Origin of the sequence: Mesorhizobium sp. M0598 (genome assembly GCF_040320865.1) — a bacterium.
GTDB lineage: Bacteria > Pseudomonadota > Alphaproteobacteria > Rhizobiales > Rhizobiaceae > Mesorhizobium.
The window spans coordinates 82,569-95,808 of record NZ_JAMYQL010000024.1; the positions used below are offsets into that span (position 1 = coordinate 82,569).

Annotated in this window: 17 protein-coding genes and 2 tRNA genes; 15 read left to right on the forward strand and 4 right to left on the reverse strand. The window is 61.7% G+C overall.

What is annotated here, in order from left to right:
- The first annotated feature begins 144 nt into the window (after positions 1-144).
- Positions 145-780 carry an acetylglutamate kinase gene (locus NKI59_RS24850; protein WP_352707541.1) on the forward strand — a complete coding sequence of 212 codons (636 nt, stop codon included), beginning with the start codon at positions 145-147 and terminating at the stop codon, positions 778-780.
- Between the two features lie 84 nt (positions 781-864).
- Positions 865-1,065: a CsbD family protein gene (locus NKI59_RS24855; protein ID WP_023677416.1), complete on the forward strand. Its 201-nt coding sequence runs from the start codon at positions 865-867 to the stop codon at positions 1,063-1,065.
- A 320-nt stretch (positions 1,066-1,385) separates the two neighbouring features.
- On the opposite strand, the gene NKI59_RS24860 is transcribed toward NKI59_RS24855, so the two are convergent.
- On the reverse strand, positions 1,386-2,018 hold the full coding sequence (locus tag NKI59_RS24860) for a hypothetical protein (RefSeq protein WP_352707543.1): 633 nt from the start codon (positions 2,016-2,018) through the stop codon (positions 1,386-1,388).
- A gap of 320 nt (positions 2,019-2,338) precedes the next feature.
- Between NKI59_RS24860 and NKI59_RS24865 the strand changes: the two genes are divergently transcribed.
- Both NKI59_RS24865 and NKI59_RS24870 read left to right on the forward strand, forming a co-directional pair.
- On the forward strand, positions 2,339-2,641 hold the full coding sequence (locus NKI59_RS24865) for a hypothetical protein (protein WP_352707545.1): 303 nt from the start codon (positions 2,339-2,341) through the stop codon (positions 2,639-2,641).
- Between the two features lie 84 nt (positions 2,642-2,725).
- The gene (locus NKI59_RS24870; protein WP_352707548.1) at positions 2,726-3,319 is read left to right on the forward strand and encodes an SOS response-associated peptidase; all 594 of its coding nucleotides are present in this window, start codon (positions 2,726-2,728) and stop codon (positions 3,317-3,319) included.
- A gap of 99 nt (positions 3,320-3,418) precedes the next feature.
- Here the strand turns inward: NKI59_RS24870 and NKI59_RS24875 are convergent, their stop codons facing one another.
- Positions 3,419-3,970 (reverse strand): globin domain-containing protein, encoded by a 552-nt coding sequence (locus NKI59_RS24875; protein ID WP_352707550.1) that lies wholly within the window; start codon positions 3,968-3,970, stop codon positions 3,419-3,421.
- Between the two features lie 1,491 nt (positions 3,971-5,461).
- On the opposite strand from NKI59_RS24875, the gene NKI59_RS24880 reads away from it, so the two are divergent.
- On the forward strand, positions 5,462-6,076 hold the full coding sequence (locus tag NKI59_RS24880; RefSeq protein ID WP_352707552.1) for a cupin domain-containing protein: 615 nt from the start codon (positions 5,462-5,464) through the stop codon (positions 6,074-6,076).
- A gap of 90 nt (positions 6,077-6,166) precedes the next feature.
- Here NKI59_RS24880 and NKI59_RS24885 read toward each other — a convergent pair.
- A tRNA-Thr gene (locus NKI59_RS24885) sits at positions 6,167-6,241 on the reverse strand.
- A 160-nt stretch (positions 6,242-6,401) separates the two neighbouring features.
- On the opposite strand from NKI59_RS24885, the gene NKI59_RS24890 reads away from it, so the two are divergent.
- The 10 genes from NKI59_RS24890 (at position 6,402) to NKI59_RS24935 (ending at position 12,673) form a co-directional block, all read left to right on the forward strand.
- Positions 6,402-6,632, forward strand: coding sequence for a hypothetical protein (locus NKI59_RS24890; protein ID WP_352707554.1), 231 nt, complete (start codon positions 6,402-6,404; stop codon positions 6,630-6,632).
- Positions 6,633-6,789: 157 nt separating this feature from the next.
- Positions 6,790-8,082: a UDP-N-acetylglucosamine 1-carboxyvinyltransferase gene (murA, locus tag NKI59_RS24895; protein WP_023677408.1), complete on the forward strand. Its 1,293-nt coding sequence runs from the start codon at positions 6,790-6,792 to the stop codon at positions 8,080-8,082.
- A gap of 300 nt (positions 8,083-8,382) precedes the next feature.
- Positions 8,383-8,817 (forward strand): DUF2948 family protein, encoded by a 435-nt coding sequence (locus tag NKI59_RS24900; protein WP_352457708.1) that lies wholly within the window; start codon positions 8,383-8,385, stop codon positions 8,815-8,817.
- 4 nt (positions 8,818-8,821) lie between these two features.
- Positions 8,822-10,114, forward strand: a complete 1,293-nt coding sequence (gene hisD / locus NKI59_RS24905; protein ID WP_352707557.1) for a histidinol dehydrogenase — start codon at positions 8,822-8,824, stop codon at positions 10,112-10,114.
- A gap of 2 nt (positions 10,115-10,116) precedes the next feature.
- Positions 10,117-10,602, forward strand: a complete 486-nt coding sequence (locus NKI59_RS24910) for a UPF0262 family protein (protein ID WP_292663977.1) — start codon at positions 10,117-10,119, stop codon at positions 10,600-10,602.
- A gap of 1 nt (position 10,603) precedes the next feature.
- Positions 10,604-11,071 carry an arsenate-mycothiol transferase ArsC gene (locus NKI59_RS24915; RefSeq protein WP_352707561.1) on the forward strand — a complete coding sequence of 156 codons (468 nt, stop codon included), beginning with the start codon at positions 10,604-10,606 and terminating at the stop codon, positions 11,069-11,071.
- 89 nt (positions 11,072-11,160) lie between these two features.
- Positions 11,161-11,379, forward strand: coding sequence for a translation initiation factor IF-1 (gene infA / locus NKI59_RS24920; protein WP_006200926.1), 219 nt, complete (start codon positions 11,161-11,163; stop codon positions 11,377-11,379).
- Between the two features lie 25 nt (positions 11,380-11,404).
- Positions 11,405-12,034 (forward strand): Maf-like protein, encoded by a 630-nt coding sequence (locus NKI59_RS24925; RefSeq protein ID WP_352457706.1) that lies wholly within the window; start codon positions 11,405-11,407, stop codon positions 12,032-12,034.
- Positions 12,031-12,222 carry a DNA gyrase inhibitor YacG gene (yacG, locus tag NKI59_RS24930; RefSeq protein ID WP_023677402.1) on the forward strand — a complete coding sequence of 64 codons (192 nt, stop codon included), beginning with the start codon at positions 12,031-12,033 and terminating at the stop codon, positions 12,220-12,222. The genes NKI59_RS24925 and yacG overlap by 4 nt, the downstream gene beginning before the upstream one ends.
- A gap of 375 nt (positions 12,223-12,597) precedes the next feature.
- Positions 12,598-12,673 (forward strand) — tRNA-Phe (locus NKI59_RS24935).
- Positions 12,674-13,015: 342 nt separating this feature from the next.
- Here the strand turns inward: NKI59_RS24935 and NKI59_RS24940 are convergent.
- On the reverse strand, positions 13,016-13,240 hold a 225-nt coding region (locus NKI59_RS24940), incomplete at its 5' end, for a transposase (RefSeq protein WP_352619469.1).

Here is a 13,240-nt window from a genome sequence, read left to right on the forward strand (position 1 = left end):
GCGCGCTAATCTTTATTCCCGAGCAACAAACATCGCCCCTCGGTGCCTGTTGAAGATCGGATGGATGCGCCCGATCGGCGCGCCGCCTTGCCGTTTGTGGCGCGGACCGCGTTCATTTGCTGTCGCACATTCGGAGATCGAGCCATGAACAGGCGACTAATGCTCTTTTCAGCACTCACCACCGCGTCCCTTGCGGCCGCTGGACTATCGCCCTTCACATCTGCCCGCGCTGCCGAGGCGCCTTCCGCGGCAGACGTTCGAGCGGCAATGCGGAAGCTTTGGGAAGACCATATCACTTACACGCGGAATTACATCATCAGTGCGCTTGCTGAACTTCCAGATGCCGACGACGTTGCCAAGAGACTTCTCAAGAACCAGGATGACATCGGGGATGCGGTAAAACCATATTATGGCGATGCAGCCGGTCAAAAACTCTCGTCGCTCCTGAAAGATCACATCAAGATTGCGACGGAAGTGGTCAAAGCGGCCAAATCTGGCAACAAAGCCAAGCTTGCGGCCGCCCAGAAGAAATGGACTGGCAACGCTGACGATATTGCCATGTTTCTTAGTAAGGCCAACCCGAACTGGTCCGAAAAAGACCTGGAAGAAATGCTTCACAAGCATCTGGAGCTGACAACCGGCGAAGTGGTTGGCCGGCTGAAAAAGAATTGGTCAGAGGATATCAAGTCCTATGACGAAGGGCACGTTCACATGCTGAAATTCGCTGACATGCTGACGGAAGGCATCGCCAAACAGTTTCCGAACAAGTTCCAAGGCTAGGTGCGAGGGACCTTTAGAGTCCCGACAACGTTTATTTTGTTGTTGCATGCTCGGCAAAGCGCGCGGAGGGCAAAGGAGGAACACATGAACTGGGATCAAATCAAGGGAAAATGGACGCAGTTCAAAGGCAAGGCGAAGGAGCAGTGGGGTGACCTCACCGACGACGATCTTGATCGTATCGAGGGCAATAGGGACCAGCTCTTGGGACGCATCCAGGAGCGATATGGCATCGCCAAGGAAGAGGCGGAGCGCCAGGTAGATGACTGGTCCAGAAGCATCAGCTGAGCCTTTGGATGCAATGCCGTTTGCTGCCCACCACCGGGGTGAAACTCTGCGTCGCCCGCCGTGCCGACTGGTGCGGTGGGCTCTTTCGACAGCGAGGCCCGCGAGGAACCTTTAGCCATATCTGATGTTCTACTTGCGTGGCGGGCTTCGCCTCGGCGTGCCCAGCCCGTAGGCGAAGGAGCGTAATCATGAACAATATTATCTGGCTGGTCGGCGCCATCGTGATCGTAATCGCCATTTTGAGCTTTTTGGGTCTGCGATAGCGCCTTAGCCCTCTCCTCGACCTCTTCCATTCGGCAACGGCTCCCTCTCGGCGTGGCTCACTGCCCGTTGCACTCAAGCAGGTCAGACTTAGGTCCCAAGCAAAATACTCCAGGATTGGACCGAAGCCCCGGCTGAGGAACGTAGCCGGCTGGCTCACGTTGTGGTGAGCTTTGGCGCGACGAAGATGCGTCCGGGCGGAAGAGTTCAAGCCAGGGAGGAGAGGCCCCGACGCTCCGAACGGGCGGCGGGCCTGGGCGTAAATGCAAACGATCAGCAGGCTGTTCAATTCCCATGCCCAGGCAGCACGTGCCGTTGCCAGGCTTCAGGCTGCCGGGATTCGCCGCCGCCAGATCAGCGTCGTCGGATCTTACAATGACAATGATGAACCGATCAGCGTTGCTGGATATTACGAAGATGAGATGAGCGCTCTCTGGCGAGGTGCCGTCGCTGGTGCCGCACTTGGCGCGACGGCTGGTCTGTTGGCCGGCTTCAGCGCTTTTGGAGCTCAAGACGTTGATCCTGCGGGGATGACCGGCATGGCCCTGGTCGGTGCGGCTTGGGGCGGCTTTGCCGGCGTGCTTCTCGGAACTTTTGCCAATTTTGCCCAGAAGCCGCGCAAGCCGAAGATCGCTGAGGGTGTCGTATTGGTGATTGCTCGCGTCGATGAAAGGCAGGCCGGCGCCGCGCATACGGTGCTCCGGAGTTTCGCGGAGATGCCTTCCGGGCCGATGAAGAGGAGCGCTTTGCCAAATTCAAGCCGGCTCCGCGTCCGATCTGGTGCCCGATGAAGTTTGTTTCGCGAAACGGGAATTCAAACCGGAGGCGCCCGACGAAAGCTTGGCAAACCAACACTTTGGAAGCATGCGGGCTACTTGCCGTCGTGTTGTCCTTTATTCTTACCGTTCTGTTGGTTGGTCTCATCCTTGGCTGAACCCATGCCCTTGCCACCGGCGACACTATGCCCGGCAATTGGCGAAGGTTGTGGCCAGTTCGAAGGATTAAACCATTCGTGCTAAGCGTTAATAGGTTATCGGCAAAAGTAGAGGGCGATCACGTGGACAAACGGGCTGAAGGAAACGCGGAGAGATTGGCTCGAGGCGAGTTCGAGCTCAAAGCCGAACGATATGGCGTGAACGCCTTTCTTCTCGTTGTCGAACTCGTAAATCTGCTGGAAAAGCGTGGAACGATCAGCAGCGACGACGTCGCAAAAATAGCCGAAGCCGCCGCACTTGCCGTTGCCGCATCCAGCGAACCCGACGTGAACAGCATCAATCTGTTGCAGGCCATCGCTGCCGCACGCCGGCCCAAATAGGCTTATATCAAATCCGCCAGCAATCGGCGCCAACCGATAAACGCTATGTTGAACTGATCTCGGTCGAGCGTACGGAGCCTTTCCATGTGCAATGACTACGAGCAGCACATCGCCTGGGCCGAATACTGCCGGATGATGGAATCGCTGGCGCTCAAAATCCCCAGCCATCAAACCGAACTGGATCTGCCGCAGGCGGATGACATCCACATCAACGACCCCGCACCTGTAATGCGCGCCGCCGGCGACGCAATCGAACTGGCGTCGATGACATTCGGCTTTCCCCCGGCCGGGCCAAAAGGCGGACCTGTATTCAACTTTCGCTCGGAGGGCCGGCAGTTCAGCAATAGCAAGCGCTGTCTCGTTCCGGCGTCGGCATTCTTCGAATTCACGGGAACGAAATATCCAAAAACCAAGCACAGGTTCACACTGAATGGCCATTCGTTCATGGCGATTGCCGGGCTGTGGCGCGAGGGTGTCGGCAACAAGCCGCCGACGTTCACGATGCTGACGACCGATCCGGGGCCGGATGTCGCGCCATATCACAATCGGCAAGTGGTTGTGCTGCGGCCATCGGACTGGGCGGCATGGATCCATCTGACGAAGTCCGAGGCTGAACTCATGCTGCCACTGCCGGAAGGGTCGCTCAGCGCGGAAACAGTTCGCGCAGGTTCCGAGTAGTATCCATCGGAAGACTGCGCGCGCTGAGCTACGGCCGCGCCGCATAGTCACGGCGATGCGCGCCATGCTCAGAACGAATGCCCGCGCGATATAGGCGCTTCAGCCCCGCTTGACGTAGCCGGCGGTGACCTCGTCTTTGTGGGCGGCGAAAGCTTCCAGGACTTCGGTTTTCTCAGGCTTCGGAATTTTGAAATGATCCAAGGTCCGCCCGAGTTCGGCTGCGACCTCATCGAATTCCGCGGGGGAAATCCGCAGGTCGCGATGCGCCTCCTCGAGGCCGAGCGGCGTCGTGCCGGGCTTGGTGGCGACGAACTTGAAGGGACCGCCAGAAACGTCGCAGACCCACAGCGTGCGCATGAACTTGAGGCCGGGCAACCTTTCCAGGTTCTTGGTGTGCCATTTGCGCAGCTGCGGATTCTTAGATTTCTTGCCGACGATCGGGTTCTTCACGACGGCGACGCTGAAGTGACCGATCACCGCTGCGATGGCAAACACGCCGCCCAGCCGCTCATACAGACTTTTCTCAGCTGTGGTTTTCTTGGCCTGGGCGAGCGCGTTGTCGGCAGGCAATACCGCCGTCGATGCCGCGGTCAGCGCCAGCGCGGCGACAACACTTCGTCTTGTCAAAGAGGTCGAAACAGCCGTTTTCATTCCTGGTTCCCTTCGCGGTTAGGCCAGAGCGAGCCGCAGCCTGTCTGGCGGGCTTCATGAAATGACATTCGGACACTTTGCCGTATTTTAGCACCGTCTAACGAACTAGCGAGCCGTTCGCCCGAATTATTCCGATTGGGCGCATTGTCATGGTCAACATGCATGAAAAGGGGCGAAGGCCGCGCGGATGAGGAAGGCTTAGCAGGCGTCGCTGCACGCGGCAGGGGTCGCGAAGCCACTTCGGCCGCATCTGTGCCCCTGACCTTGGGCATTTTCCTTCTGTGTCGTGTTGTCGGCGGCAATCAGCCCCGGTAGGGGGCGTACAATCGCTTCCCGCGGCTTTGCCGGCTGCTTGCGGCCAATAGCTTGTGCTTTTCGAAGATCGCGAGCTTCTGCGGATAGGTCATCCGCACCTTGGCGTTGCACCCGTCGCATCTGAAGTGCGCGATTGTTCTTAGTGCGGAGCCCTTTCTTACCGCCGGGTGTGAGCAATCCGGACATTCGAATGTGAGCGCGACATCAGATAAGTCTTCGGCCAAACCCATTTCCATCCCCTTCGCAAGCTCGGTGGCTACACTCTGGCGATCATCAATGGGCAATTCAGATGCCAATCCGATTGTGCCAATGCGGGACTAGAACAATTCGCCTCGGAACGCCGCCTAGCTAGTGCGCCTTCTCTGCGCCTTTTGAGCGACGAAGAGACCTAACTTCCTCCAGCAGTTCGCGCTCATTGGTAGTCACGTTTCGGAAGATTGCGACAATCATCACCGCCAAGGCTTCGGCAGCCAGGCTTAGAGGGTCAATGTGCTCATCTGCGCAAACCTGATCAAACACGCGTTCACAAATAGCCAAATCGTGAGGGCTGAGGCGAGTGCGATTGAAACGCCGGCGCGACATTTGCGAGCCTTCGACGCCCGCCGCCCGTGCAAAAGAAGCGGGCCTTGGCAAGAAACGCGAGTCGTTGAGTGATTGTTCCCGGCTGCAAGCTTTGTTAAGCCGCCTGCAGCGGGGCAGACTGGAACGCCTTCCCCGCGCGCATCATGGCGCATGCGACCGGAGCTGTGCCTCGACTTTGGCATTTTCCTAGCATCGCGAGATGCTTGGCACCTCAGGCATTTTCGGGCGCCCGCCCGAACGGGGCTGGCCGCCATGCGCGGGCCGATTTTGGACGGCTGGACCGTTGGACTCACGTCAGACACAGTAGCCTGGGGGCAAGACTGCTTCGAACTCTAAACGGGGGCCGTCGGCTACCCATTTGACGACGCGGAGGAGCGACGCCTTGCGCTGCTGGCACTCGTCATCGCAGCCAATGCCACCGCGACACCTAGTTCCAACGCTTGAAAACTCTCCCTAGAGGGTTTGGCATCATGAACAGTCTTCTTTGGCGGCAGGCGCTTTAGCTCGCCCGAAACTTGGTCCGTGCCGTAAGGCGGTACATATGCTATAGCTAATATTGGGTCGAGGGGACGACCATGAAAGGGAGGACCAACCATGAAGCCGCATTCCCTCCGCGCCCGTATTGGCCTGCTTATATTCTCGGTGTGTGCCTTCGGGCTGATGACGTCAGCCTCAATGCCCGCAGACAGCAAATTCGCCGTCGAGCCGGTGGTTGAGAGAAAGGTGAAGGAACTGCCCTCCGGACCGTTGTACTGGCGGCTGGATAATCTGCCAACGCTGGCGCAAGCCCAAAGCGTTGCGGGCCCGACCTCCCTTTCGGCCGAGGTCGCAGGCAAGGTCTGGCTGTTCACGCTTGGACCGAAGGATGGCTCTACGACCGGCGGAACCAAGGTCGTCGAGATCGGACCGATCCCTCCGATCAGCGCAAGCGAGTATTTGCTGCGTGTCAACCGCGCCGGTGGAGCGCCCGGCGTCAAGACGAAGATCCATACGCATCCGGGACCGGAGGCCTTCTATGTGCTGGCCGGCAAGCTCGGCCAGAGAACGCCCCACGGAGTGACCTATGCTGAAGCTGGCACGGCAATGATCGGACACGGGGCCAACACGCCGATGGAGGTGTTCAGCGCCGGCACAACCGATCTCGATGAGCTGGCCATCTTCGTGGTCGACGCCAATCAGCCGTTCTCGTCGCCGGCCAGCCTCGATTGAGGCGACATTTCCCGGGATGGTACTTCCGCTCTCCACCTGTTGCAGACAGTCGGCGACCAGTTGACGCTAACAGGTGCATGCTGAATTCGATGGTGCTGCGAGAGAGGATTGAACTCTCGACCTCTCCCTTACCAAGGGAGTGCTCTACCACTGAGCTACCGCAGCCGCCGATGGCGGGGCTTCTGCCATATCGAACCGGCAAGCGCAAGGCCAAGACAAAGACGGGTTGAAAGGCCGCACCGGGCGATCGTTGCGGACATGGCCGTGCCACAATGTTGGCTATCCCTTGATACGCACCGGCGGGTCGCCGGCCGGGGACAGAACGATGAACGGCAAGACAGTTTCTCCGAACAAGGATGGATCACCGAAGAAGGATGGTTCAGCGAAAAAGGCCGGAACGGGCCGCCAGGACCGGCTGGCCGAGCAGTTGCGCGCCAACCTGCAGAAGCGCAAGGCGCAATCGCGCTCACGAAGGACCGGCGACGCCGACAAGCGGCGCGCCGGCGACGCCGACGAGCGGCCGGAGGGGCTGCAGGCGGCGATGAAAAAAGATTAACGCGAATCGGCTATGTTGGGCGCCGGTACTTTGGCCAAGTCGGCGTGGGCCAAAGTGGGGAGTAGCCTGTTTCTTGAACCAAGCCGGCCAATGGTCTAGATGGCCGCAACAGACTCAACCGATTTAAACCGGCCGTGGCGCCGAGGGGACGCTCTTCATGGATCGCATCAGAATTGTCGGCGGCAACAAGCTTGCCGGAAGCATTCCGATCTCGGGCGCGAAAAACGCTGCGCTGCCGCTGATGATCGCCGCACTTTTGACCGATGACACGCTGACGCTGGAAAACGTGCCGCATCTGGCCGATGTCGAGCAGCTGATCCGCATCCTCGGCAATCACGGCGTCGACTATTCGGTCAATGGCCGCCGCGAAAAGCAGCAGGAAGGCTATTCGCGCACCATCACTTTCTCCGCCCGCAACATCGTCGACACGACGGCGCCTTACGAGCTGGTGTCGAAGATGCGGGCCTCGTTCTGGGTGATCGGCCCGCTGCTGGCCCGCATGGGCGAGGCCAAGGTGTCGCTGCCCGGCGGCTGCGCCATCGGCACACGGCCGGTTGACCTCTTCCTCGAAGGCCTGCAGGCGCTGGGCGCCGATATCGACGTCGACACCGGCTACGTCATCGCCAAGACCAGGAACGGCCGGCTTGTCGGCAACCGTTATGTGTTCCCGAAAGTCTCGGTCGGCGCCACCCATGTGCTGATGATGGCGGCCTCGCTGGCCAAGGGCGAGACGGTGCTCGAAAACGCCGCGCGCGAGCCGGAGATCGTCAACCTCGCCGAATGCCTCAACGCCATGGGCGCGAAGATCTCGGGCGCCGGCACGGCGACCATCACCATCGACGGCGTCGAGGCGCTGTCGGGCGCCCGCGTCAGGGTGATCCCCGACCGCATCGAGACCGGCACCTATGCGATGGCGGTGGCGATGACCGGCGGCGACGTCGTGCTGGAAGGCGCCCGGCCCGACCTGTTGCAGACGGCGCTCGACATCATTTCGCAGACCGGCGCCGAGATCACGCAGACTAATTCCGGCATCCGCGTCAGGCGCAACGGCGCCGGCATTTCGCCGGTCGACGTGACGACGGCGCCCTTCCCGGCTTTCCCGACCGATCTGCAGGCGCAGTTCATGGGCCTGATGACGATGGCCAAGGGCAAGTCGCGCATCACCGAGACGATCTTCGAAAACCGCTTCATGCACGTCCAGGAACTCGCCCGGCTAGGCGCCCACATCACGCTGTCCGGCCAGACGGCGATCGTCGACGGCGTAGCGAAGCTGAAGGGCGCGCCGGTCATGGCGACCGATCTTCGGGCCTCGGTGTCGCTGGTTATTGCCGGCCTTGCTGCCGAAGGCGAAACCACGGTCAACCGCGTCTACCATCTCGACCGCGGCTTCGAGCGGCTGGAGGAAAAGCTGTCTGGCTGCGGCGCGGAAATCGAGCGCATTTCGGGGTAACGATAGCAGGCTCAGGTCGGCGCTGCCCCTCACCTGCCTGCCGGCATCTTCTCGCCGTATAGGGTCGGGGAGTAGGACCGCCTCGCGAAGGATTTCGCCAATCTCCGGCGTTGCGGAGAGGGTGCCGAGGTTGCGGCCAGCCCCTACACCCGTCCCTATACGGGAGAAGGTCCCGGCAGGAGGATGAAGGGCGGCGCCGACCGGAGCGATTGCCTGGCCAAGACCTCCGGCGCGGTTGCACGAGCCGGAAAGACCGCCTAACAGAAGGTCGAATAATCAACTCGCAGGTGCGAATTCCGCATGAATGGCCTCAAGCTTGTCGCGCTCGACGATCAGGATCTGAGCATCATCTCGGCGCATGTCCAGGATGCCGTCATGAAGGTCAGCGATCTCGAATACCTGCCTTCTGTAAAGCGCTTCGTGCTGACTATGAACCGCTTCGTCTGGGAGGCGAAATCCGGCTTCTTGCGCCAGCACAATGAGCGGCGACAGGCCGTGCTGCATTTCGACCGGGTGCTCGGCGCCAAGACCAGCGGCATTGCCCGCGACAAGCCGGACGAGGTGCTGTCGCTGCTGGCGATCAGCTTTCTCGCGCTCGACAAGCCGGCCGGCATCGTCGAGCTGATCTTTTCGGGCGGCGGCGCGATCATGCTCGATGTCGAATGCATCGAGGCACGGCTTGCCGATGTCGGCGGCGCCTGGGAAGCGACGTCGCGCCCGGTCCACAGGGTTTGAGCCGATGGCCATCACGCTTCGCCAGTCCGACGCCGATTTCGAGCAGCGCTTTGCCGCGTTCCTGCTGACCAAGCGGGAAGTCTCGGCCGATGTCGACACCGTGGTGCGCGAGATCATCGCCAAGGTGCGTGCCGAGGGCGACGCGGCGCTGGTCGGGTACACGCAGAAATTCGGCGGCGGTGACCTGGCCAGGCTCGGCATCGCCGTCTCCAGGGACGACATTGCCAAGGCTTACGAGGCCGCCGATCCGCAGACGGTCGAGGCGCTGAAATTCGCGCGCGAGCGCATCCGCGCCCATCACCAGCGGCAGCTGCCGCAGGACGACCGCTACACCGATGCCGCCGGCGTCGAGCTCGGCTCGCGCTGGACGGCAATCGAGGCCGTCGGGCTCTACGTGCCGGGCGGCACGGCGAGCTATCCGAGCTCGGTGCTGATGAACGCGGTACCGGCCAAGGTCGCCGGCGTCGAGCGCATCGCCATGGTGGTGCCGGCCTCCGGCGGCGAGGTGCCGCCGCTGGTGCTGGTGGCAGCCGACCTAGCCGGTGTCTCCGAAATCTACCGCGTTGGTGGCGCCCAGGCGATCGCGGCCCTTGCTTATGGTACCGAAACGATAAAGCCCGTCGCCAAGATCGTCGGCCCCGGCAATGCCTATGTCGCGGCGGCCAAGCGCCAGGTGTTCGGCACGGTGGGCATCGACATGATCGCCGGGCCGTCGGAAGTGCTGATTGTCGCCGACGGCAGCAACGATCCGGACTGGATCGCCGCCGACCTGCTCGCCCAGGCCGAACACGACGTGTCGGCGCAGTCGATCCTGATCACCGACGACCGTGCCTTTGGCGCAGCAGTCGAACAGGCGGTCGAACGCCAGTTGCAGAACCTGCCGCGCGGAGAAACGGCGGCGGCGAGCTGGCGCGATTTCGGCGCCATAGTCCTGGTGCCGACGATCGAGGCAGCACTGCCGCTGGTCGACCGCATCGCGGCCGAACATGTCGAGCTTGCCATCGACGACCCAGAGGCCTTCCTGGCGCGGATGCGCAATGCCGGTGCGGTGTTTCTCGGCCGTCATACGCCGGAAGCCATCGGCGACTATGTCGCCGGCTCCAACCACGTGCTGCCGACGGCGCGCTCGGCGCGCTTTTCGTCCGGGCTTTCGGTGCTCGATTTCGTCAAGCGCACCTCGGTCCTGAAGCTCGGGCCGGAGCAATTACGGGCGCTGGCGCCGGCGGCGATCACGCTCGCCAAGGCGGAAGGCCTCGATGCGCATGGGCGCTCCGTCGCCATCCGGCTGAACATGTAGAAATGTCCGACTACGACCAAACCCGCGCCAGGCTGATCGATGTCGAGCTCGACGAGACGATCGGCCGCTCGACGCCCGATGTCGAGCATGAGCGGGCGGTGGCGATCTTCGACCTGATAGAGGAGAACCGCTTCCAGCCGGTCAATGACGACGGCGCCGGCCCGTACCGGCTGAAACTGTCGCTGGCCGAATCTCGGCTGGTGTTTGCGGTGGCGCGCGAGGACGGCGCAGCCGTGGTCACCCACATCCTGTCGCTGACGCCGCTTCGGCGCATCGTCAAGGATTACTACATGATCTGCGAAAGCTATTACGATGCCATCCGCACCGCGACACCCAGCCACATCGAGGCGATCGACATGGGCCGGCGCGGCCTGCACAATGAAGGCTCGCAGACGCTGATGGACCGGCTTGCCGGCAAGATCGAGATTGACTTCGACACGGCGCGCCGGCTGTTCACGCTGGTTTGCGTGCTGCACTGGCGAGGCTGAACTGGCCGCCCCGCTGCCCCGCCCGATCCTGCCCCGCTCGATCCTGTTTGTCTGCGGCATGAACGCCGTGCGCTCGCCGATGGCCGAATTGCTGGCGCGCAAGGTGCTTCCGCCCACCACCTTCGTCGCCTCGGCGGGAGTGCGCGGCGGCGAACGCGATCCGTTCGTCGATGCCGTGCTGGCCGAAGAAGGGCTGTCGCTGGGCGAACGGCACCCGAGAACGATGGACGACCTCGAGGACGACTATTTCGACCTGATCGTCACGCTGGCGCCGGAAGCCCACCACACCGCGCTCGAGCTCACCCGCTCGCTGGCCGTCGAGGTCGAGTATTGGCCGATGCCCGACCCGACCGGCGTCAGCGGCACACGCGAGCAGATCATGGCCGCCTACCGCGACGTGCGCGAGCGGCTGAAGGCGCGGATCGGCCGCCGTTTTCTCGGCAACGGGGCTGAAAAAGCCGCGGATTAAGCATGTTCACAAGCGGGCGTTTATCATATAGGTTCCGCGCAACTTTCCGGCCGGGGCGCTGGAAGTACCCATCCAAGCAAAGGTATCGAATGCCGAAGGAAGAAGTCCTCGAGTTTCCGGGTGTCGTGACGGAACTGCTGCCCAACGCGATGTTCAGGGTCAAGCTCGAAAACGAACATGAAATCATCGCCCATACGGCCGGCCGCATGCGCAAGAACCGCATCCGCGTTTTGACCGGCGACAAGGTCCTGGTCGAGATGACGCCCTACGACCTGACCAAGGGCCGCATCACCTACCGCTTCAAGTAAGTTCAAGAACCCGGCCGGGATCGCGATGGGCATTTTGCAGAAGCTCGTGCTTGCCTCGGGTTCGCCGCGCCGGATCGAGCTGCTGCAGCAGGCCGGCATCGAGCCGGACCGTGTGCTGCCGGCCGATGTCGACGAGACGCCGCTGCGCGCCGAGCACCCGCGCTCGCTGGCCAAGCGCCTGGCAACACAAAAGGCCGAGAAGGCGCTGGCTTCGCTGAAGACCGAAGCCGACTACCTGCCGAGCTTCGTGCTGGCCGCCGACACGGTGGTTGCCGTCGGGCGGCGCATCCTGCCCAAGGCCGAGACGCTCGACGACGCCGCCAACTGCCTCGGGCTTTTGTCCGGCCGTTCGCACCGGGTCTATTCCGGCATCTGCCTGATCACGCCGGGCGGCAAGCAGCGCTTGCGGCTGGTGGAGACCAGGGTGCGTTTCAAGCGGCTGCCGCGCGAGGAGATCGAGGCCTACATCGCATCCGGAGAATGGCGCGGCAAGGCCGGCGGCTATGGCGTCCAGGGGCTTGCCGGCGCCTTCGTCGTCAAGCTTGTCGGCTCCTACACCAACGTCGTCGGCCTGCCACTCTACGAGACGGTAGCGCTTTTGAGCGGCGAAGGGTTTAAGGTGCACGCCAACTGGCTGTCGGGTGCGCGGATATGAGCCCGGACGACAAGGTCACGCCGCTGCGGCCCAAGCGGCCCTGCCCCGAATGCGGCAAGCCATCGGCGCGCGAAACCTACCCGTTCTGCTCGACGCGCTGCAAGGACATCGACCTCAACCGCTGGCTGAAGGGGGTCTACGTCATCCCGGGCCGCGACGACGAGGACGAGAACGACGACCAGAAATAGCGCCGTCCACCTGCGGTTTTCCACAGGTTTGGGACGGTTTCGCAGCCGCGATCGTGACCGATGATCGGCCTTGCGGACTGCCTGTCGTTTCCCGCCTGAAATCAATGTCCAGAACTTGTTCCATCCGGGCACTGTCGGACGGAACAGCTTCCGGCGTTTTGTTTGAGCATGATCTTTTCCGAAAACCGGATTCCACTTTTCGGGATCATGCTTTTTGTTTGAGCATGATCTTTTCCGAAAACCGGATTCCACTTTTCGGGATCATGCTCTAAGCGCTGGACAGGCCGAATTCCCGTGCTATAACCCACGCGCTTTCAAGGGGTGCCGACGGCGCTTTCATGAACCCGGTGTGCAGATTGCCGCCCGCCGGAGCAGGCCCAGATAGCTCAGTTGGTAGAGCAGCGGACTGAAAATCCGCGTGTCGGTGGTTCGAATCCGCCTCTGGGCACCACTAGTTCTTCATATAAAATCAATGGCTTGCAGTGTCGCCAACTTGGCGACTTACGGCATTTCATGTCGCGCCGTGTTGCGAACTGTTACCGTTGATTTTCAAGGGTTTCCTGCGACTGTCGGCAACTCCACGCGACATGAACGCGACATGAGCACGCGTAAAGCGCGCCGATGTTGCTGTCCGATCAATCGGCTGCTCGATGAGCGAGCACGGACTGTAGGAAGCGAAGCGAATGAGAGTTGTGTGCGTCAAGTTCTGCAAAATGGCGTGGCATTGCGGTGACGTCGGCGTGTCCGCCGCGCAGCCCCCGTGTTTAGCGGAGCGGCGGACACATGACGGTGCTCAGGCGGCCAAGGCCCTCAGGCTCTCCTTCTTGTGCTCGCGCAGATGATCCATGTTGAGGTAGCGGGTCGCCTCGAGCCAGTTCTCGTGGATCTCCACCGCCAATGCCCGAACCAGCCGCAGACAGCTCCGCGGGTTGGGGAAGATGCGAACGACCAGGGTGCGCCGCTTGATCTCCTGGTTCAGCCGCTCCAGCATGTTCGTCGACTTCATGTGCTTGTGGTG